Source organism: Marinibacterium sp. SX1, assembly GCF_050389775.1.
Classification (GTDB): domain Bacteria; phylum Pseudomonadota; class Alphaproteobacteria; order Rhodobacterales; family Rhodobacteraceae; genus Marinibacterium.
In genome coordinates this window covers 880,521-900,450 of sequence record NZ_CP177144.1, presented here as the reverse complement: position 1 = coordinate 900,450, position 19,930 = coordinate 880,521, and the positions used below count along the sequence as shown (strand labels likewise).

The 19,930-nt window shown below is 70.2% G+C and carries 15 protein-coding genes; 9 read left to right on the top strand and 6 right to left on the bottom strand.

The window, feature by feature from the left end:
- Positions 1 to 37 precede the first annotated feature (37 nt).
- Positions 38 to 748 (bottom strand): DNA helicase, encoded by a 711-nt coding sequence (locus tag ACK3BB_RS04130; RefSeq protein WP_428927467.1) that lies wholly within the window; start codon positions 746 to 748, stop codon positions 38 to 40.
- A 585-nt stretch (positions 749 to 1,333) separates the two neighbouring features.
- Between ACK3BB_RS04130 and ACK3BB_RS04125 the strand changes: the two genes are divergently transcribed.
- The gene (locus ACK3BB_RS04125) at positions 1,334 to 2,332 is read left to right on the top strand and encodes a zinc-binding metallopeptidase family protein (RefSeq protein ID WP_428927466.1); all 999 of its coding nucleotides are present in this window, start codon (positions 1,334 to 1,336) and stop codon (positions 2,330 to 2,332) included.
- A 127-nt stretch (positions 2,333 to 2,459) separates the two neighbouring features.
- On the opposite strand, the gene ACK3BB_RS04120 is transcribed toward ACK3BB_RS04125, so the two are convergent.
- Positions 2,460 to 2,957, bottom strand: coding sequence for a MarR family winged helix-turn-helix transcriptional regulator (locus ACK3BB_RS04120; RefSeq protein WP_428927465.1), 498 nt, complete (start codon positions 2,955 to 2,957; stop codon positions 2,460 to 2,462).
- Positions 2,958 to 3,115: 158 nt separating this feature from the next.
- Here ACK3BB_RS04120 and ACK3BB_RS04115 point away from each other — a divergent pair, with 158 nt between their 5' ends.
- Entirely contained in the window at positions 3,116 to 3,544 is a 429-nt protein-coding gene (locus ACK3BB_RS04115; protein WP_428927464.1) for an organic hydroperoxide resistance protein, read from the top strand.
- Positions 3,545 to 3,620: 76 nt separating this feature from the next.
- Here the strand turns inward: ACK3BB_RS04115 and ACK3BB_RS04110 are convergent, their stop codons facing one another.
- Positions 3,621 to 4,487 (bottom strand): branched-chain amino acid aminotransferase, encoded by an 867-nt coding sequence (locus ACK3BB_RS04110; protein ID WP_428927463.1) that lies wholly within the window; start codon positions 4,485 to 4,487, stop codon positions 3,621 to 3,623.
- 156 nt (positions 4,488 to 4,643) lie between these two features.
- On the opposite strand from ACK3BB_RS04110, the gene ACK3BB_RS04105 reads away from it, so the two are divergent.
- The 7 genes from ACK3BB_RS04105 (at position 4,644) to ACK3BB_RS04075 (ending at position 11,369) form a co-directional block, all read left to right on the top strand.
- Entirely contained in the window at positions 4,644 to 5,156 is a 513-nt protein-coding gene (locus ACK3BB_RS04105; RefSeq protein ID WP_428927462.1) for a MarR family winged helix-turn-helix transcriptional regulator, read from the top strand.
- Between the two features lie 6 nt (positions 5,157 to 5,162).
- The gene (locus tag ACK3BB_RS04100; protein ID WP_428927461.1) at positions 5,163 to 5,864 is read left to right on the top strand and encodes a response regulator; all 702 of its coding nucleotides are present in this window, start codon (positions 5,163 to 5,165) and stop codon (positions 5,862 to 5,864) included.
- Positions 5,865 to 6,095: 231 nt separating this feature from the next.
- Positions 6,096 to 7,022 carry a histone deacetylase family protein gene (locus ACK3BB_RS04095; protein ID WP_428927460.1) on the top strand — a complete coding sequence of 309 codons (927 nt, stop codon included), beginning with the start codon at positions 6,096 to 6,098 and terminating at the stop codon, positions 7,020 to 7,022.
- On the top strand, positions 7,019 to 7,261 hold the full coding sequence (locus ACK3BB_RS04090; RefSeq protein WP_428927459.1) for an exodeoxyribonuclease VII small subunit: 243 nt from the start codon (positions 7,019 to 7,021) through the stop codon (positions 7,259 to 7,261). The genes ACK3BB_RS04095 and ACK3BB_RS04090 overlap by 4 nt, the downstream gene beginning before the upstream one ends.
- Before the next feature lie 3 nt (positions 7,262 to 7,264).
- Complete coding sequence (locus ACK3BB_RS04085) at positions 7,265 to 8,131, top strand: polyprenyl synthetase family protein (protein WP_428927458.1); 867 nt, start codon at positions 7,265 to 7,267, stop codon at positions 8,129 to 8,131.
- A gap of 27 nt (positions 8,132 to 8,158) precedes the next feature.
- On the top strand, positions 8,159 to 10,087 hold the full coding sequence (gene dxs, locus ACK3BB_RS04080) for a 1-deoxy-D-xylulose-5-phosphate synthase (protein ID WP_428927457.1): 1,929 nt from the start codon (positions 8,159 to 8,161) through the stop codon (positions 10,085 to 10,087).
- A gap of 574 nt (positions 10,088 to 10,661) precedes the next feature.
- The gene (locus ACK3BB_RS04075; RefSeq protein ID WP_428927456.1) at positions 10,662 to 11,369 is read left to right on the top strand and encodes a hypothetical protein; all 708 of its coding nucleotides are present in this window, start codon (positions 10,662 to 10,664) and stop codon (positions 11,367 to 11,369) included.
- 6 nt (positions 11,370 to 11,375) lie between these two features.
- On the opposite strand, the gene ACK3BB_RS04070 is transcribed toward ACK3BB_RS04075, so the two are convergent.
- From ACK3BB_RS04070 to ACK3BB_RS04060, 3 genes are all read right to left on the bottom strand, one after another.
- On the bottom strand, positions 11,376 to 12,221 hold the full coding sequence (locus ACK3BB_RS04070) for an SDR family oxidoreductase (RefSeq protein WP_428927455.1): 846 nt from the start codon (positions 12,219 to 12,221) through the stop codon (positions 11,376 to 11,378).
- Positions 12,222 to 12,403: 182 nt separating this feature from the next.
- A complete protein-coding gene (pbpC, locus tag ACK3BB_RS04065) occupies positions 12,404 to 14,467 on the bottom strand; it encodes a penicillin-binding protein 1C (protein WP_428927454.1) in 2,064 nt (687 codons plus the stop codon).
- Complete coding sequence (locus ACK3BB_RS04060) at positions 14,464 to 19,920, bottom strand: alpha-2-macroglobulin family protein (protein ID WP_428927453.1); 5,457 nt, start codon at positions 19,918 to 19,920, stop codon at positions 14,464 to 14,466. Before ACK3BB_RS04060 ends, pbpC begins: the two co-directional genes overlap by 4 nt.
- Between the last annotated feature and the right edge of the window lie 10 nt (positions 19,921 to 19,930).

The following is a 19,930-nucleotide window of genomic DNA, read 5'->3' as shown; positions in this document are numbered from 1 at the left end:
CATCCCGCACCGTCCCGCGCATCCGACCCCGGCTCGTTCACCCGGCCATGCGCAGCACGCCGTCGCCAATGAAGACACAGCGCGTGAAAAGCTCCGGGTCCAGCGGATTGGGCATGCGGATGTCCTGCGGCCCCGGATGCGCCCGGCCCGACAGGTCGAAGGCCCGGTCGATCTGCGACAGAGCCACGATGATCAGCCCCGCGCGCGCCGCGCCGGCCCGCAGCTGGCGCACCTGGTCGTCCAGCGGCGGATGGCTGCGCTTCTGGTCCAGCAATTGCAGGTAGTCGATCACCGCCACGCTGCCCCGGGGCGCGCCTTGCATCCGGGCCAGCACATGGTCGGCGCAGATCCCGTCCGAAGCGTCGACCGCAAACCCCGGCCCCAGCCCGCGCGGATCGAAGCCCAGGCCGCGCAGCCGGGCGGCCACCTCTCCGGCATGGTATTCCAGCGTCAGCACCTCGCCGCGCAGGCCCCGCGCCGCGGCGATGGCCGCCAGTTCGAGGCCCAGCAGGGTCTTGCCCTGCCCCGGCCGCGCGCCCAGCAAGACCAGGTCGCCGGGCACCAGCCGGTCGAACAAGGCCGCCCCGGCCCGGGGCAGCGAGGCGGCCAGGTGGCTCCAGGCCCGAAAGCCTTCCTCGCGGGCGATCTCGTCGAGCACCGGGGCCAGCTTGCGGCCGCTGGCCCGGGCCCGGTCGCGAGCCAGGCGTTTCAGCCGGTGAACGGGCAGCGAAAGGGTAAAATCTGTCATGTCGTGACGCTCCTGCTACGGGCGGTCAGCGCATCCCCTCCTTCTGCGGCGGCCCGGCGGGCGGACATGTCATCGCGTCTGCCCCGCAGGTCGGCTGCTTCCCCGGATCGGAGGGAGGAGGCCCGGGCCGGGCCTGTGCCCCGATTGGTAGCCCGCCACCCGATCCCGGGCAAGGGGGCCCGTGCCCGGACCATCCCCCGCCGCACGCCTCGCCCGCCGCAACACCGCTGCGCACGGCCCGGCACCGCTGTGCCCTGCCCGACATCGCGATCCAGTCGCGGCAGCCGGCAATTGTCGCGACACCTTGCGATCGACACCGCTCCGCTGCACCCGTCCAGGCCGCTCTGCACGCGTCTCGGCATCGGCAAGCCCGACCAGGCACCGATACGCCCTGCCCAGGCGTGCCGCCCTGCCCATGCCGCCGCTCCCGCCTGCGCCCCAGCATCCAGCCCGCGGACGCCACCACGCCACACCGCCCCCTCCCGTCACTGCCCCGGCATTCCCACGCCCGAAAACCCACCCGCCGGGAACCCCGGCGTGTATCATGCGTTGATTGACCCGCTGGTTCATGAGGTCCGGACCCCGATGCGCATCTTCTCCTGCCCCTCCTGCGGGGGCGAAGTGAACTTTTCCAACACCGATTGCCTGGCCTGCGGCCAGCCCCTGCATTTCGACATCGCCGTCGGCGATTTTGTCGCCGCGGGCGCCGATTGCACCAACCGCCCGGCGATCGGCTGCAACTGGGTGGCCGGTGACAGCGGGCTCTGCTGGTCCTGCGCCATGACCCGGGTGATCCCCGAAACGATGGAAGGCGAAAACCGCCTGCACTGGGCCAAATCGGAAACCGCCAAGCGCCGGGTGCTGGCCCAGCTGGGCCGCTGGGGCTGGTTCACCCCGGCCGACACCGGCCGGCTGCCCGTGTTCCGCATGCTGTCCGAGGTCACGTCCGACGGGCCGCGCGACGTGGTCATGGCCCATGGCGACGGCGAGATCACGATTAACGTCACCGAAGCCGACGTGCTGGAACGGATGGAACGGCGCGAAGAGCTGGGCGAGAAGCTGCGCACGATGATCGGCCACATCCGCCACGAGATCGCGCATTTCCTCTTCCTGCGCCTGTGCGATGCGCCCGACTTCCTGCCGGCCTTCCGCGCCCTGATGGGCGACGAAACCGCCGATTACGCCGCCGCCCTGGCCCGCCATTACGACGCAGGCCCGCCCGAAGGCTGGGGCGCGGCCCATGTCACGCCCTATGCCAGCGCCCATCCGCACGAGGACTGGGCCGAGACCCTGGCCCACCTGCTGCACCTGGTCGACATCATCGATTGCGCCGTGGCCGCCGGTTGGATTTCGGCCGAGGCGCCGGCGGGATACGACGCCTATGCCGAGCTGGACGGCCAGAAGGTCATCACCCTGGGCGCCGATTACGCCATGGGCGTCAACCACATCAACCGGTCGATCGGGCTGGGTGACATCTATCCCTTCGTGCTGACCGACGGCGTGCGCGACAAGCTGGCCTTCGTGCACGGCTGGCTCGGCGCCGGGCCGGTTTCGGTGCCGGTGTCGTCGGACGGGACGTCGTAGGATGGGTTGGCAACCCATCCTGGCCGGGGTCAATGCCGGTTCAGGGGCCAGTGCCGGTCCCGAAATCGGCCCAGGGGGCCAGTCTACGGCTGTTCCTTCCCGGCCAGGGACCGGGGCCCGGGTGGTCTCAGTCCAGGTCGCGCAGCCGGTCGCGCAGGCGGGTGACCTTTTCGCGCAGGTCGACCAGCTCGGCCAGGTCCAGCCCCGTCGCCTCGAAGACACAGGCCGTGATCCGGTCGGCCTCGCCCTGCAACGCCCGGCCCCGGTCGGTCAGGTGAATGCGCACCATCCGCTCGTCGAGCTCGTCGCGCCGCTTGGTCACCAGCCCCGCCTCACCCATCCGCCGGATCAGCGGCGTCAGCGTGTTGGATTCCAGCGCCAGCGCCTCGCCCAGCCGCGACAGGCTCTGGCCGTCCTCGGCCCAGAGTTCGACCAGCACGAGGAATTGCGGATAGGTCAGGCCCATCTCGTCCAGCAACGGCCGGTAGAATCGCGTCATCGCATGGCTGGCCGAATAGAGCGCGAAACAGATCATGTCGCGCGTGGTCATGCGCGGATCGGGCGCCGGCACGGTGGCCGCGCTGCCGTCGGCGGGCTGGGGTGGCGTTTGGGGTGTCTGCGACATGGGCGCAAGATAGGGTGCGCAGCGACAGGCGCGCAAGATGGGTCGCGCACGATTTATCTGTCCGACAACCGCCCCGGCGGTTGAAACGACAGCGGACTGGCCCCAGATTAGTCGTGCACGATCTAATCGTGCACGACATTCATAAAGGGAGACACCCCATGTCCATCGATCCGGTCTACACCACCACCGCAACGGCCACCGGCGGCCGCGACGGCACCGCCCGCACCGCCACCGGCGATTTCGAGGTCAAGCTGGCCCCGCCGACGGAAATGGGCGGCGACGGCAAGGGCAACAACCCCGAGCAGCTCTTCGCCGCCGGCTACGCGGCCTGCTACATCGGCGCCATGAAATTCGCGACGACCCAGGACGACAGCCTGGCCAAGGTGCCGGCCGACACAAGCGTCGACGCCACCGTGGGCATCGGCCCGCGCCCCGATGGCGGCTTTGGCCTGACCGTCGCGCTGAAGGTCACGATGCCCGGGCTGGACAAGGCCGAAGCCGAGAAGATCGCCGAGGCCGGCCACAAGATCTGCCCCTATTCCAACGCCGTGAAGGGCAATATCGACGTGACCACCACTGTGGCCTGAAACGCGAAAGGGCGCAGGTGATCCCTGCGCCCTTCCCTGAACCGGCGGCGGGCCAAGGCCCGCCCTACGCAGCCCCTCAGGCCCGCACCAGCTTTTCATAGCTGTCCGAGATGTCGCGGGTCAGCGCGCCGACCTCGAAATTGTAATCGCCGATCTGGCCCACCGGCGTGACTTCGGCCGCGGTGCCGGTCAGCCAGCATTGCTCGAAGCTTTCCATCTCGCCCGGCTCGATCCGGCGCTCGTGCACCTTGATCTGCTTGTCCTTCAGCATGCCGATGACGGTCTGCCGGGTGATGCCATTGAGGAAGCAATCGGCGTCGGGCGTATGCACCTCGCCATCCTTGACGAAGAAGATGTTGGCCCCCGTCGCCTCGGCCACGTAGCCCCGGTAATCCATGAACAGCGCATCCGAACAGCCCTTGGCCTCGGCCGCGTGCTTGGACATCGTGCAGATCATGTAGAGGCCGGCGGCCTTGGCATGGACCGGAATCGTCTCGGGCGACGGCCGTTTCCACTTGGAAATGTCCAGCTTGGCGCCCTTGAACTTGGCATCGCCATAGTAATTGCCCCATTCCCAGCCGGCGATGGCCAGTCGCACGGGGTTGCGGGCGGCCGACACCCCCATGTCCTCGCCCGCGCCGCGCCAGGCCACGGCCCGCACATAGGCATCGCTCCAGCCGTTGGCCTCGAGCATGGCATATTTGGCCGCCTCGATTTCATCGACCGTGTAGGGGATCTCGAAATCCAGCAATTGCGCCGAGTTGCGCAGGCGCTCGGAATGCGCCCGCCCCTTGAAGATCTTGCCGCTGTAGCAGCGTTCGCCTTCAAAGACCGACGAGGCGTAGTGAAGCGCATGGGTCAGAATGTGTACATTCGCGTCCCGCCAGTTCACCAGTTTGCCGTCCATCCAGATCAGGCCGTCGCGATCGTCATATCCTGCCATGAGATTCACTCCCCTCATGCTTTTACGAAAATTTCAAACCTTGAGGCCGCATCGGACATAATGTTGCGCCAAGGACGCGATTCGTTACCGCTTCACTCTTGGAATGTCAACAAGGCTGACATATAAAGCTCAAAAGACAGGCGAAGAGGGGATGTCATGGCCGATGGACGCATGCCTCAGGGGGTCAGCGGGGAAACCCTGCTGTTCCTGACCGACGAACAATTGCGGCAGGGTATCGAAGCGATGTTCTTCGCCTACCGCGGGTTCACCGCCGATCCCGACCGGATCCTGGCCGAACAGGGCTATGGCCGGGCCCACCACCGGGCGATCCATTTCATCAATCGCGCGCCGGGCACGACGGTCAACAACCTGCTGCGCATCCTGGGCGTGACCAAGCAGTCGCTCAACCGGGTGCTGCGCACGCTGATCGACGACGGGCTGGTCGAAAGCCGGGTCGGCGCCCACGACAAGCGCGAACGCCACCTGTTCCTGACGGCGGCCGGATCGGCCCTGGAACAGCAGCTGTCCGATGCCCAGCGGGCGCGGATGCGGGCGGCCTACAAGGATGCCGGACCCGAGGCGGTGGCCGGCTTCCGCAAGGTGCTGGAAGCGATGATGGACGTGGATATGCGCCGCGCCTATAAACGTCTGAAGGACAAGTCCGGCTGAGGTGACATGAGCGAACTCGACGCCCATCTGCTGATCGTCGACGATGACGAGCGGATCCGGGAACTTCTGAAGAAGTTCCTGATGCGACACGGTTTCCTGGTCACGGCGGCCCGCGATGCGGCGCACGCCCGGCGGGTGCTGTCGGGGCTGGATTTCGACCTGATCGTGATGGACGTCATGATGCCGGGCGAAGACGGCATCACCCTGACGGCCGCCCTGCGCCAGACCTCGAACACGCCGATCCTGCTGCTGACGGCCAAGGGCGATACCGAACACCGGATCCAGGGGCTGGAAGCGGGGGCCGACGATTACCTGTCCAAGCCCTTCGAGCCCAAGGAACTGCTGCTGCGGATCAATGCCATCCTGCGGCGCATGCCCGAGGCCCCGACCGAGGTGGCCACGCCCAAGATCCTGCACCTGGGCCCGATCCGCTATGACATCGAGAAGGGCGAGATGTGGCAGGGCGACCAGCCGGTGCGCCTGACGGCCACCGAAAGCCAGCTGATGCGCATCTTCTCGTCCTGCCCGGGCGAGCCGGTCAGCCGCACGCGCCTGGTCGAGGACCTGGGCCGCGACCGGGGCCAGGCCCAGGAACGCGCGGTGGATGTGCAGATCACCCGCCTGCGCCGCAAGATCGAAAGCGATCCGAAACAGCCGCGCTACCTGCAGACCGTGCGCGGTGCGGGCTACATGCTGGCCCCCGATTGAATGCCGGCCCACGCCTGACCAATCCGGACTGACCCCGGTGCCGCCGGGCCAGCCGCCGGGCAAGGGCCCGGACCTGCTGCTTCTTCTTGGCCCAAGTACCTCTACTCAACCGCCATCACGGGCGGAGAGGCCGGTATAGGGTACTTCAGCCAAGAAGAAGACAGGGCGCTGCGCCCCGGGCCCGGCCGCGCGCATGTTGTGCGACGGCAAACGGGTTGCTAGCGTGGGGGCATGACAACCGCCCTGATCACCCATGCCGATTGCCTGACCCATGTCACGCCCGACGGCCATCCAGAACGGGTGGCCCGGCTGGAACATGTGCTGCATGCGCTCGAACCGCTGGACCTGGCCCGCGTCACCGCGCCGCTGGCGGCCGATGACGACATCCTGCGCTGTCACCCGGCGTCTTATGTCGCCGGGATGAAATCCGCCCTGCCCGCCGAGGGCATCACCCAGGTCGATGGCGACACCTACCTGTCGCCGGGTTCGCTGAACGCCGCCTATCGCTGTGTCGGCGCGGCGATCCGGGGCGTCGACATGGTGCTGGGCGGCGAGGCACCCAATGCCTTTGCCGCCGTGCGCCCGCCCGGTCACCATGCCGAAACCGCTACGGCCATGGGCTTTTGCATCTTCGGGTCGGTCGCCATCGCCGCAAAGCATGCGTTGGATCACCATGGGCTGTCCCGCGTGGCCATTGTCGATTTCGATGTCCACCATGGCAACGGCACCCAGGACCTGCTGTGGGACGAGCATCGCGCGCTTGTGATCACATCCCAGCAGATGCCGCTCTTTCCCGGAACCGGGACGCCGGCCGAAACCGGGGCCCATGGCAACGTGCTGAACCTGCCCCTTGCCCCGGGCTCGAACGGGGCCGACATGCGTGCGGCCTATACCGGCCAGGCCTTCCCCCGCCTGCGGTCCTTCCGCCCCGAGCTGATCCTGGTCTCGGCCGGCTTCGACGCCCATGCCGCCGATCCGCTGGCCAATCTCGACTGGGACGAAGAGGATTTCCGCTGGCTCACGGCCCAACTTTGCGCGATTGCCGCCGAGACCTGCGGCGGACGCATTGTGTCGTGCCTTGAAGGCGGCTACGACCTGCAGGCCCTGGCCGCCTCGGCAAAGGCGCATGTGGAAGAACTGATGAAGGCCGCAGGATGACCGACACACCCGTCGACGAGATGAGCTTCGAGGAAGCGATGAAGGAACTGGACGGCGTGGTCCAGCAGCTGGAACGCGGCGACGTGGCCCTGGAAGCCTCGATCGCGCTTTACGAGCGCGGCGCGCATCTGAAGAAACGCTGCGAGACCCTGCTGAAGAGCGCCGAGGAAAAAGTCGCCGCAATCACCACCGACGCCGATGGCACGCCCGTGGGGCTGAAACCGGTCGACGGCCAGTAGGGCATGTTTACCGAGCGGCTGCAGGCCGATGCCCGCGCCATCGCGGCGCATCTGGATGACGTTCTGTCCGGGCTGGATGACCTGCCCGTCACCCGGGCCATGCACTGGGCCACCCGGGGCGGCAAGGCCCTGCGCGGTTTCCTGGTGCTCGAAGGCGCCCGGCTGCATGATGTCGCGCCCGACCGGGCGATCTGGCCGGCTGCGGCGATCGAGGCCATGCATGCCTATTCGCTGGTCCATGACGACCTGCCCGCGATGGATGACGACGACCTGCGCCGGGGCCAGCCCACCGTGCACGTCAAATGGGACGAGGCCACGGCCATCCTGGCCGGCGACGCGCTGCAGGCCCTGGCCTTTGAACTGGCCGGCCATGCCGATGCCGGCCCGGCCGACATCCGGGCCGAGCTGTCGCTGACCCTGGCCCGCGCGGCCGGAGCCCGGGGCATGGTCCTGGGCCAGGCGCTTGATATTGCCGCCGAAACCGCCGAGACCCCGCTGAACCTGGAGCAGATCAGCGCCTTGCAGGCCGGCAAGACCGGCGCGCTGTTCGGCTGGGCCGCCATGGCCGGCCCGCGCCTGGCCGGGGCCGATCCCGCACCGCTGCGCGCCTATGCCGATGCGCTGGGGCTGGCCTTTCAGATCCATGACGATATCCTTGATGTCGAGGGCGACGCGGCCAAGACCGGCAAGCGCCTGCGCAAGGATGCCGAGGCCGGCAAGGCCACCTTCGTGTCGCTCCTGGGCCGCGAGGCCGCCCGTACCCGGGCGGAAGAGCTGATCGACCGGGCCTGCGACGCGCTGTCCTCCTACGGGGCCGGTGCCGATTGCTTGCGACAGGCCGCCCGCTTCGTTATTGCCCGCGAAAGCTGAATCCCGCGCCGAAGGGAGGCGCCGCCGATGACCGACCGACCCAAGACCCCGCTGCTGGACCAGGTCCATCTTCCCGCCGATCTCAAGCGGTTCTCCGATGCCGAGCTGACCCAGATCGCCCACGAGCTGCGCGCCGAGACGATCTCGGCCGTGTCCGAGACCGGCGGCCACCTGGGCGCCGGGCTGGGCGTGGTCGAACTGACCGTCGCCCTGCACGCGGTCTTCGACACGCCGCGCGACCGGCTGATCTGGGACGTCAGCCACCAATCCTACCCCCACAAGATCCTGACCGGCCGGCGCGACCGCATCCGCACCCTGCGCCAGCAGGACGGGCTGTCGGGCTTCACCAAGCGCTCGGAAAGCCCCTTCGACCCGTTCGGCGCGGCCCATTCCTCGACCTCGATCTCGGCCGCCCTGGGCTTTGCCGTGGCCCGCGACCTGGGCGGCCAGACCCCCGAGGGCATCGGCGACGCCATTGCCGTCATCGGCGACGGTTCGATGAGCGCGGGCATGGCCTTCGAGGCCATGAACAACGCCGGCCACCTGGGCAAGCGCCTGGTCGTCATCCTCAACGACAACGACATGTCGATCGCCCCGCCCACCGGCGCGCTGTCGACCTACCTGTCGCGGCTCTATGCCGAGGCCCCGTTCCAGGATCTCAAGACCGCGGCCAAGGCCGCCGTGTCGATGCTGCCCGGGCCGTTCCGCGAAGGCGCCAAGCGCGCCAAGGAAATGCTCAAGGGCATGGCCGTCGGCGGCACCATGTTCGAAGAGCTGGGCTTTTCCTATCTTGGCCCGATCGACGGCCACGACATGACCCAGCTTCTGCCCGTCCTGCGCACCATCCGGTCGCGGGCCACCGGGCCGATCCTGCTGCATGTCATCACGAAGAAGGGCAAGGGCTATGCCCCGGCCGAGGGCGCCCGCGACAAGGGCCATGCCACGGCCAAGTTCGACGTGATCACCGGCGAACAGAAAAAGGCCCCGTCTAACGCGCCCAGCTATACCTCGGTCTTTGCCAGGAGCCTGCTGCGCGAGGCCGAGACCGACGACCGGATCTGTGCCGTCACCGCGGCCATGCCCGACGGCACCGGGCTGAACCTCTTTGCCGAACGCTATCCCTCGCGCTGCTTCGACGTGGGCATTGCCGAACAGCATGGCGTGACCTTCTGCGCCGGGCTGGCTGCGGGCGGCATGAAACCCTTCTGCGCGATGTATTCGACCTTTCTGCAGCGCGGCTACGACCAGGTCGTGCATGACGTGGCCATACAGCGCCTGCCCGTGCGGTTCGCCATCGACCGGGCCGGGCTGGTCGGGGCCGACGGGGCGACCCATGCCGGCTCGTTCGACGTGGCCTTCCTGGCCAACCTGCCGGGCTTCACGATCATGGCCGCCGCCGACGAGGCCGAGCTGGTCCACATGGTGGCCACCGCCGCGGCCCATGACGAGGGGCCGATTGCCTTCCGTTTCCCCCGGGGCGAGGGCGTTGGCGTCGACATGCCCGAACGCGGCGTGCCCCTGGCCCTGGGCAAGGGCCGCATCCTGCGCGAGGGCGGCCGCGTAGCGCTGCTGTCCTTCGGCACCCGCCTGGCCGAAACGCTCAAGGCCGCCGAGGCGCTGGAGGCCGCCGGCCTGTCGCCCACCGTGGCCGACGCACGGTTTGCCAAGCCGCTGGATCGCGACCTGATCCTGCAACTGGCCACCCACCACGAGGCGCTGATCACCATCGAGGAAGGCGCCATCGGCGGTTTCGGCAGCCATGTCGCCCAGCTTTTGGCCGAAGAGGGCGTCTTTGACCGGGGGCTGAAGTACCGCTCGATGGTCCTGCCCGACATCTTCATTGACCAGGCCAGCCCCGCCGCCATGTACGAGATCGCCGGCATGAGCGCCGCCCAGATCGAGGCCAAGGTGCTGGACACGCTGGGTGTGGCCACCCTGGGCGAATTGCGGGCCTGACCGGACAGGCGGCCCCGATCCTGGCGCCCGCACTGCCCCGCAGGCGGCTGCCGCACCCCGGACGCTGCCTGCAGGCCAAGCCCACCGTGTTGCCCCGCCGCGATCGGGCCGCTGACCGAACCAGCCAACCCCTTGCCGGACCGGCCGGCTTTTGCCCTGTGGCCGCCACGGGCTGTTCCGCCGCCCCGACTGCCTGGGCAGTCCGGCGTCAATAGGACCGTGTACCTCGGCCATTCCTGACCCGATGGCCGGCACAGGCCGTTCCATCGCCCAAGCCACCCGGGCATCCGGGCCATCCCCGGCCGTGCCACGACATCTGCCAGCCATGCCCCTGTCCAACGCCGGGCCGGGCAGCCCGGGCACCGATCAACCGCAGTCCGGCGCCGATCAACAGGGGCGGGCGCCCGCCTCCTTCGCCGAGATCGCGGGACGTATCGCCCGAAAACATTGCGATCCGGTGAACAATTCACGGCTGTGTGATCCATTTCATGGACCGACCGCCGGTTCTGGCGCATCCTGAACCCATATTTTCCGCCCCCCGGGGCAGACAGGTCTTTGTTGCATGGAGTTCGTCATGGGTTGGACCCTCACCTACGATTGGTGGGCGCAGAACAGGCCGCATACCTTGGGCCGCACCGGCATGGGCGCCGCGCTCAAGGCCTATTCCGCCGCCGAACGCGCCTTTCTCACCTTGCTTGCCACTGCCAGCGTCGATGACAAATCGGCCTTTGCCGCCTATCGCACCGCCTGGTTCGCCCTCGACCATGTCGAGGATTGCCGGCTGGCCGCCGTCGGCCAGGAAGCCCTGGCCCACATGGGCTTTGCCCCGCTGCTCAAGCCCCAGGTCATCACCACCCGCCAGCAGCGCCTGCGCGATGCCATGGCCGATTTCGTCGCCGACGGGCCCGGTGGCATCAACGAGATCATGGATCTCACCCGGACCTGCCAGGACCACATGTGTTCGCATGCCACCATGGTCTCGCGCTTCGAACGGGCCCAGATGGCCGCCGCCCAATGCCGCATTCCGGCCGCCGTGCGCCGGCTGGGCGACCTGCGCGCCGATATCGACCGGGCCCTGCGGTCGGGCCTGATCGATCCGGCGGGCATGGTCGAACGGACGGGCCGGCTGCATCGCCGGCTCAAGACCCTTCCCGGCGATTTCTCGCACCATCTCAAGGCCCTGGCCCTGCTGCGCAGCTCGGGCCTGCGCCTGAACCACCAGCGCAAGCCGCTGTGGGATTGGGTCAAGCGGGCCGATGCCGTGCTGAAAGAGGTCTACTGACCCGGCCTAACCCTCGGCCTGCAACAGCGCGGCCAGACCGGTGCGATAATCGGGATAGGCCAGCCGCACGCCCAGCTCGTCCTTGATCCGGTCGTTTCGCACCCGCTTGCTCTCGGCATAGAAACTGCGGGCCATGGGCGTCATCTCGGCCTCGTCGATCGGGATCTCGGGCGGCACCGGCACGCCCAGCAGTTCGGCGGCATGGGCAATGACATCCTGCGGCGGGGCCGGATCGTCGTCACAGACGTTATAGATCGCCCCGGGCCGCGGCCGGGCGATCGAGGCCGCCAGCACCTGGGCGATGTCGTCGACATGGATGCGCGAGAACACCTGCCCCGGCTTGACGATCCGCCGGGCCGTGCCCTGGCGCACCTTGGCAAAGGGCCCGCGCCCGGGGCCATAGATCCCGGCCAGGCGAAAGATATGCAACGGCAGGCCCGGGATCGCCGACCAGCGCGCCTCGGCATCGCGGCGCCACTGGCCGCGCCGGGTCGACGGGTTCAGCGGGGCCGATTCGTCCACCCAGCCGCCGTCCTGGTCACCGTAGACCCCGGTCGTCGACAGGTAGCCGACCCAGTCGAACTGCCCGGCGCGGGCGGTGATCTCGTCCTGCAGGGCGTTCAGCACCGGGTCGCCGTCCTCGCGCGGGCCGATCGACACCAGCAGGTGGCTGACCCCGTCCAGCGTGATGTCGTCGCCCGGCCAGATCCGGGGGGTTACCCCGGTGGCCGCGATCTCGGCGGCCTTGTCGGCCGAGCGCGTCGTGCCGATGACCTGCCACGCCCCGTCGAGCCGGGGCACCAGGGCCCGGGCCGAAAAGCCGTGGCCGAAGGAAAGCAATCTGCGTGTCATGCCCCTTTGTGCGCCCCGGCCCGGGGTCTTGTCCAGCATGTCGCTGTTTCGCTTGCCGAATACCCCGTGGCCCGCCGCCACATGGCCCAATGGCCAGCCCCATCGGCACCTGAAACCGTCACGCTGGCCCCTGGTGTCATGCCGCTGTCGACCCGACCGGATGCCGACACCCGGGCCGGCCATCACTTGACCCGGATCGTCACCCGGTCGGACCGGCCGGTCGCATCGATCACCGTCAGGGTCGAGAACCCCGGCCCCGGCCCGGCCAGGTCGACCACCCGCCCGCGCAGGCCGGTGACCACCGGCGCGCCATTGGCCAGCAGGGTGAAGGGCGCGATCCCCCCGTCCAGTTTCAGGACCAGCGGCCCTTCGCCAAAGATCGCCCCGTCGGGCGGAAAGGCCAGCCGCGGGGCCGGACCCTCGGCGCGCAACCGGTCAGGCCCGAAGCGGCGCAGCGGTTCAGGCAGGTCGGCATTGCCCAGGATCAGCGTGGACGGCGGCGGCGGCGGCAGGGGCACCGGCGCCCGGCCCAGCCGCCCGAAGGCCGCGAACAGCACCGGAGCGGCCGACGCGGCCCCCGACAGGCCCGGCACCGGCGTGCCATCGGCCCGCCCGACCCAGACGCCGACCACGTGCCGCCCGTCGAACCCCACCGCCCAGGCATCGCGATAGCCATAGGACGTGCCCGTCTTGTAGGCCAGCCGATGCGCCGGCGCGCCCGGCGGCGGGGCCAGCCCGGACAGGATATGGCCGACCTGCCAGGCCGCGACCTCGGACACCAGCGCCAGCCCCGGGGCGCCCGCCCCGCCCTCGACATGCAGCGCCGGGGCCGCCCCGCCCCGGGCCAGCCCGGCATACAGCTGCACCAGGTCCTGCAACCGCAGCCCGACCCCGCCAAGCGCCAGCGCCAGCCCCGGCGCTCCGCCGGGCAGCACCGGATCCGCCCCGGCCCGTTGCAGCGCGGCCATGACATGGGCCGGGCCAAGCGCTTCGGTCAGCTTGACCACCGGCACGTTCAGCGACATCTGCAGCGCCTCGCGCATGCGCAAATCACCCCGGAACGTGCCGTCGAAATTCTGCGGCGCATAGCCCCGGAACGTCGCCGGCGCATCGCGGATCACCGTCTCGGGGTGGCCCAGCCCCCGGTCGAAGGCCAGCGCATAGATCAGCGGTTTCAGCGTCGACCCGGGCGAGCGCAGGGCCGTGACCATGTCGACATACCCCTGCCGCCCGTCCATGTCGGCATAGCCGGGCGAGCCCACCCGGCCCAGGATCTCGCCGGTTCGGTGATCCGCCGCCAGGATCGCCACCGACAGCTTGTCGCCGGCCTCCTGCGCGACCTGGCGGGCCAGCGTTTCCAGCCGGATCTGCAGGTCGCGGTCGAGGGTCAGGTCGAACCGCAGCCGGTCGGGCGCAGCCGCACGCAGGGCATCGCCCAGGTGGGCGGCCTGCAGAGGGAAGGGCAGCATCCGCCCGGGCACCGGCCGGGCCAGCGCGCGCGCGGCATCCTCGGCCTGCAACAGGCCGGCCGCTTCGGCCAGGCGCAACACCTTGTCGCGGGCCGCCCGGGCGCGGACCGGGTGGCGATCGGGCCTGTGGGCCACGGGCGATTGCGGCAGGGCCACCAGCATCGCCGCCTCGGCCGGGTCCAGCCGGGCCGGAGGCTTGCCGAACCAGGCCTGGGCCGCCGCCCGCACGCCTTCGAGATTGCCGCCATAAGGCGCATGGGTCAGGTACAGCTCAAGCACCCGGGCCTTGCCCAGCCGCCGTTCCAGCGCCCAGGCCACGCGCATCTGGCGCAGCTTGCCGGCGACCTGCCCGGTGGTGCCGTCTTCCAGCAGCCGGGCCACCTGCATCGTCAGGGTCGAGCCGCCCGACACCGCCCGGCCGTACCACAGGGCCTGGCCCACGGCCCGGGCCATGGCCCGCAGATCGACCCCGGAATGCCGGTCGAACCGCCGGTCCTCATAGGCCAGCAGCATGTCCACGAAGGCCGGATCGACCGCCCCGGGCTGCAACCGCCACAGGCCATCGGCCACCGGAAAGGCCCGCAAAAGGGCGCCGTCGCGGTCGCGCATCTCGACCGAAATCTCGGCCAGCGTGTCGGGCAGCACCGTGGCATCGACCCAATCGTCGAACCCGTCGCGCAGCCCGGCCCCCAGCGCCAGGACCAGGCCCAGCCACAACAGCGCCGTCGGCCGCCGCGGCGCCCTCTCCGCCCCGTTCCCTGCCCGCCGCCGCCTCATTCGGCGATGGTCACGCGGCCGGTTGCGGTGCGGGCCCGGCGGTCGGGGCTGTACATCGCCTCGACCGTGGCCGCCGGGTGGTGGAAAACCCCGGGGCTGACAGCCCGGGCGACATAGGCCAGCGTGACCGGCGCGCCGCCGTAGCTGTTGACCGCCGCGACAAACCGGTCGCTGCGGAACTCGGCATGGTCGACCTCGCTGGGGTCGAGCCAGGACAGCGCACCGATATCCCCCGAGCGCAGCAGCGACGGGTTGTCGATCTCGATCCCGGCGGGCAGCGGATCGTCGATGATCAGCCGCGCGCCGATCCGTTCCGCCGCCGTCACCCGCAGGACGGTGACAAACCGGTCGCCCACGCGCCATTGGCCCGGGTCCAGCGCCTGGCCCTGCATGTCGTAGTAATCGCGTGTGATCACAAAACCCGCGCCGCCGGCATCGGGCGGCGTTTCGGGCACGCCCAGGGTGGTCAGCGTCAGGTCGACATCGCGTCCGTCCTCGGCTGTGATCACAAAGGGCCCGCCCGCGCCATCACCCAGCCGCCGGACAAAAGGCCCTTCGGCCGGCACCCCGTCGATCCGCAGGCCGGCGGCCTCGGGCGCCCGGGCCAGGGCCTCGGCCGCCAGCAACGTCCAGGCCGCTTCCTGGGTCGACAACCGCCGCACGCCCACCGCCTCCGAGACCCGCTGCGCAAGCGGGACGAGGTCCACCGCCTGCGACCCGCTGGCCGCGGCCAACCGCAGCACCCCGGCGCTGTCGCGCAGATCGCTGCCGAAATCGGCCCGCCACACCTCTTCGGCCACGGCCGGCCGCGCCAGCCGGGCCGCGGCGGCGGCAAACATCTCGTCGGCCCGCAGCTGATCGCCATAAGACGCCAGCGCCGCGCCCAGCTGGGCCAGGCTGAGCGCCGAGGAAAACGCCCCGGCCTTGACGTCGGCAAAGTAGCGCAGATCGGCCATCGCCGCCTCGCCCTCGCGGGCCAGGACCATCAGCGCATAGGCGATGTCTCCGCCGCCGGCATCGAAATCAGGCGCATAATTGACCCGGTTGCGCAGGTTGTCCAACGCCTGGCGGAAGGCCAGGTCGGGCACGGCATGGCCCGCCGCCCGGGCGCGCGACAGGAAATCGGTGACATAGGCATCCAGCCAGAACTCTCCCGACACCGGCGCCCAGAGACCAAAGCCGCCATCCGGCGCCTGCCGGGTCAGCACCTGGGCCACCGCCGCATCGATCCGCGCATCGACCCGGGCCCGGGGCAGGTCCATCGCCCCGGCGACCGACGACAGGTACAACAGCGGCAGGGCCTGGCTGGTGACCTGCTCGGTGCAGCCATGGGGATAGCGCTCAAGCTGGGCCAGCAGCCCCGGCACGTCGAACCGCGCCAGCGGCCCGGCCGAGATCAGCGCCGTGCCCGTGCCCGGGCGCATCCCGGCCAAAACGTTGTCATCAAAGGTAAATTCCTGGCCCGCCGACAGCCGGAACCGCCGGGTCACGGCGATTTCGGGATCGTTGGAGCGCACCGGCAGGGTGATGACCTGGTCCAGCACCTGGCCATCCGGCGCAGTGACCCGCAGGGTGATCGGGTAATCGCCGACCTCGCCGGCCGTGACATCCATGGCCAGCCGCTCCGTCGCCCCGTCGCCCAGGCTCACCGACGCCGGCAGCGCGCCGATCGCCAGCCCCGGCGCCTGCAGGTCCAGCCCGACATCCCCGGCCGGCCCGTCGGCATGGACCAGTTCCAGCAGCACGCGGCTGCTGTCGCCCGGGGCCAGGAACCGCGGGGTGATCAGCGTGGCCACCACCGGATCGCGCACCAGCATGTCGGCCGTGGCCTGTCCCACGCCACTGTCCGACCAGGCCACGGCCATCAGCCGCACGGTGCCGTTGAAGGCCGGCAGGTCGACCGGGATCTCGGCCCGCCCGTCGGGTCCGACGGTCACAGGCCCCTGGAAGACGGCCATCAGCTCCTGGGTCGGCGGCGGGCTTTCGCGGCGCAGGCCGTTGCCCGCATCACCGCCCGAGCGCACCCGGCCGAGCGCCCCGGTCATGCCGTCGATCAGCCGGCCATAGACATCGCGCATCTCGACGCCCAGCCGCCGCTGGCCAAAGTAATGGGCCTGCGGATCGGGCGGCGTGAAACCGGTCAGGTTCAGGATACCCACGTCCACCGCCGCCAGCGTGACATGGGCCGTCTCGCCCGGGGCCACGCCATCCACGGCAATGCCCACCGACACCGGCCCGCGCGGCCGGGCCGTTTCGGGCACGTCGAGGCGCACGGCCAGCGCCCGGTCACCCGGAGCGATTGCCGCATGGGCCACGCCCAGGGCCCGGGCCGGCCCCATCGCCCCGTCCACATCCATCGGCCGCAACAGGCTGGCCGTGACATAGGCCCCGGTGCCCCAGGCCTCGGTCACCTCCAGCGGGACGGCCGATGCGCCCTCGGGCACCTCGACGGCCTGCCGCGCGATCACCCCGTCCGACAACACCGAAACCAGCGCCGTGCCGGCCTGGCGGGCGACCAGCCGCAGGACCGCCGTATCGCCCGGCACGTAGCTGTCGGCATCCAGCGACATCTCCAGCCGGTCGGGCGTGGCCCCGCCATCGGCCGGGGCATACCAACCGGCATCGAATTGCACCGAGGCCGCCGCCCAGGGCCCGTCCAGCCGCTCGACGACCAGCTCATAGCGTCCCCAATCCACCGGCGCCGAGACGGAGCCGGCCAGCCGGCTCGGCGAGGTCACCCCCCCGGCCACGCGCACCCGGCGTTCCACCGGCTCCCAGTTCCAGTTGCCGTAAAGCTGGTACCATTGATACCGCGTCTCGACCCGGTTCAGCGTCCATTGCACCTGCATCTCGACAGGTTCCAGCGCCGGCGACAGGGCGATGATGTCGAACCCGGCCTCGCCGCCTTCGGCCACCACCCCGTCAAAGCGCGGACGGATGCCGATCACCGGCCCGTCGGGCAGGACCGGCGCGCTGATCCTGCGCTCGACCGGCCGCGCCGCGCCATCGGCCACACGGGCGACCACCCGGGCCTGCAACGGCCGGTCGGCCGCCGGGGCCGCGGGGATCTCGACATCGATCCGCGCCGTGCCGGCCGCATCGGTCCTTGCCCCACCGAAATAGCTGCGCACCGGCGACGGTGCCGTGTCATGGCGGCCAAAGCGATAGCCCTCCCAGCCTGCCACCTCTTCGGCTGCAACCAGCTGGACCGAGCCTTCGACGGCCAGGTCAGCCCCCGGCGCGCCAAAGAGATACCGCGCCTGCAGGGTCAGCTCGGGCGTATCACCCGGGCGCAGGGGCAGATCGGGCAGGGCCATGTCGAAATCGATCCGCTCTGGCAGGAAATCCTCGACCAGCAGCGCGGCCGAGGCCAGCGGCGGCGCATCGGCATCGACATGCAGGTCCAGCGTCCAGGCCCCGCGGGGCACCGTGTCACCCAGTTCGATGGCAAAGACATGGCCCCCCGCCACACCGCCGGCCGACACCCGGCGCAGGTGTTCTACCCCATCAGGCCGCTTCAGGATGGCCACCAGCGGCAGCCCCCCCACCGCCCGCGCCGCGCCATCGCGCGCCAGGGCCGTGGCATGGATGGTCTCGCCGGCGCGATAGGCCCCGCGATCGGTGGTCAGGAAGACATCGACCGGCCCGGGCGCCGGGCGGCCTTCGACACCCCGGTCCGACAGGTCGAAGGCCGGGTCGGTCAGCGACAGGAAGGCCATGTCATCCCCGGTCCGCGCCACGATCATCGCCGGCGCGGCGGCCCCCGTGCCCCGGCTCAGCCCCGGGCCAAAGACCACCCGGCCCGTTGCATCGCTTTCGGCCGTGGCCAGCACGGCATTGGCCCGCGACACCAGCTGCACGCTGACCCCGGCCACCGGCCCGGTGCCGGCTAGGCTGCGCGTATCCACATGCAGCCCGTCACTGCCCGACAGGGTCGATAGACCCAGGTCGGTCAGCACGAACCATTGCGTCGCCCCGGGCTGGTCATAGGGATCGGCCCCCGGAATGCGCGCGGTCAGGGCATAGATGCCCGGCGGCTGGTCGGCGATGGCCGCGCCCATGGGCAGGCGCGTGGTCATGTCGCGGTTCAGCTGGCTCTCGACCTCGGCCGTGCCCGTCCAGACCTCTTCGGCCATCTCGCTTTCGAACTGCTGGTCCTGCCAATAGGACAGCGGCCGGCCAAAGACATCCTCCTGCATCGCGCGCACCAGGTTGCGGTCGGAGACCCGGCGCAGCACCAGCTCCAGCGCCTCCAGGTTGACCGTCTCGACCGGCAGGTTGGCCCCGGCCGCCCGGGGCAACACGTAGGACCGGCCCGGAAAGCGCACCATCGGCGCGCGGTCGCGGACATAGAGCGTGATCTCGACATCCTTCCACAGCTGCTCGCCACTGGCCGCCGGCAGACCTTCGCGCAGGGTGAACCGATAGCGTTCGCCGTGTTCCACCCCGTCGAGGCACAGCGCCCGGCCGTCGACGCCCACGGCCAGCCGGTCATCGATCCCGCCGACGAACGGCGCGTAATCCTGGCCCGCCCGCACCAGGTCTTCGGTGAATTCGACACAGATCCGTGGCGCGGCGGCATCGCTGTCGACCCGCGTGTCGGCCACGCGGAAACCATACTTGCCGATCGCATCCTGCAGCGCCGCATCGATATCATCCCGGGGCTGGGCCGCCCGGGCCAGCCGAAGAGCCGGGATCATGTCGCGCCCGCGCCCGACCCGTTCCAGCGCCGGGGCCAGGGCCATCAGCGCCGCGGCCTGCTGGCCGGCGCCGTCGGCCCGCAGATAGCCATTGGTCGCGGCCAGCACCGCCCGTTCGCCATTGCGCCGCTGGTCACCGCCATCGCCGGGCAGGGCCAGCAGCAGCCGGGCATATTCGGTCCACAGGTCGCTCCGGTCGGACACCGACACCGCCGTGCCGATGTACCGGGCCGCGCGCTGGTCGTCGCCGGCCTGGCTGGCACCCCGCGCGCCCTGCAACAGCTCGTCCAGCCCGGCCTGGCCCGCCGGATGGCGCAGGCCCAGGTCGCGGGCCTCGGCCGCTGCCCGGCCCAGCGTCTCGTCGCCCAGGAAATCCAGCTGCGCCGCCCGGTCGCCGGCCCGGCCCAGCACCGCCGGATCGGTGGCCACCCGCGCGGCCGACACCGCCCCGTCATAGGGCTGGCGGTCGGAAATGCTGCGCTTGGGGAAACAGGCCCCGGCCCGGCTGTTGAAGGTAAAGGCCGCGCAGGCCGTGTCGGCCGCGCATTGGCGCAGGCAGCTGTCGAGATCGGTGTCAAAGAGCGGCTGCAGGTCGGAGCCATAGAAATCCACATCGCGTGACACGACAAAGCGCGATTCGGGCACGGCCTGGGCCCGCGCCGGTCCGCCCCCGGCGATCAGCCCCGATCCGGCCAGCAAGGCGCCAAACGCGCCCCGAACGATGCCCTTCGCGAACGCCTTTGCCCAATCCATGACCGTCTCC

What these genes read in the sequence shown, in the direction of transcription:
- ACK3BB_RS04130 (WP_428927467.1), bottom strand. Translation starts at nt 748, where the DNA reads ATGACAGATTTTACCCTTTCGCTGCCCGTTCACCGGCTGAAACGCCTG.
- ACK3BB_RS04125 (WP_428927466.1), top strand. Translation starts at nt 1,334, where the DNA reads ATGCGCATCTTCTCCTGCCCCTCCTGCGGGGGCGAAGTGAACTTTTCC.
- ACK3BB_RS04120 (WP_428927465.1), bottom strand. Translation starts at nt 2,957, where the DNA reads ATGTCGCAGACACCCCAAACGCCACCCCAGCCCGCCGACGGCAGCGCG.
- ACK3BB_RS04115 (WP_428927464.1), top strand. Translation starts at nt 3,116, where the DNA reads ATGTCCATCGATCCGGTCTACACCACCACCGCAACGGCCACCGGCGGC.
- ACK3BB_RS04110 (WP_428927463.1), bottom strand. Translation starts at nt 4,487, where the DNA reads ATGGCAGGATATGACGATCGCGACGGCCTGATCTGGATGGACGGCAAA.
- ACK3BB_RS04105 (WP_428927462.1), top strand. Translation starts at nt 4,644, where the DNA reads ATGGCCGATGGACGCATGCCTCAGGGGGTCAGCGGGGAAACCCTGCTG.
- ACK3BB_RS04100 (WP_428927461.1), top strand. Translation starts at nt 5,163, where the DNA reads ATGAGCGAACTCGACGCCCATCTGCTGATCGTCGACGATGACGAGCGG.
- ACK3BB_RS04095 (WP_428927460.1), top strand. Translation starts at nt 6,096, where the DNA reads ATGACAACCGCCCTGATCACCCATGCCGATTGCCTGACCCATGTCACG.
- ACK3BB_RS04090 (WP_428927459.1), top strand. Translation starts at nt 7,019, where the DNA reads ATGACCGACACACCCGTCGACGAGATGAGCTTCGAGGAAGCGATGAAG.
- ACK3BB_RS04085 (WP_428927458.1), top strand. Translation starts at nt 7,265, where the DNA reads ATGTTTACCGAGCGGCTGCAGGCCGATGCCCGCGCCATCGCGGCGCAT.
- dxs (WP_428927457.1), top strand. Translation starts at nt 8,159, where the DNA reads ATGACCGACCGACCCAAGACCCCGCTGCTGGACCAGGTCCATCTTCCC.
- ACK3BB_RS04075 (WP_428927456.1), top strand. Translation starts at nt 10,662, where the DNA reads ATGGGTTGGACCCTCACCTACGATTGGTGGGCGCAGAACAGGCCGCAT.
- ACK3BB_RS04070 (WP_428927455.1), bottom strand. Translation starts at nt 12,221, where the DNA reads ATGACACGCAGATTGCTTTCCTTCGGCCACGGCTTTTCGGCCCGGGCC.
- pbpC (WP_428927454.1), bottom strand. Translation starts at nt 14,467, where the DNA reads ATGAGGCGGCGGCGGGCAGGGAACGGGGCGGAGAGGGCGCCGCGGCGG.
- ACK3BB_RS04060 (WP_428927453.1), bottom strand. Translation starts at nt 19,920, where the DNA reads ATGGATTGGGCAAAGGCGTTCGCGAAGGGCATCGTTCGGGGCGCGTTT.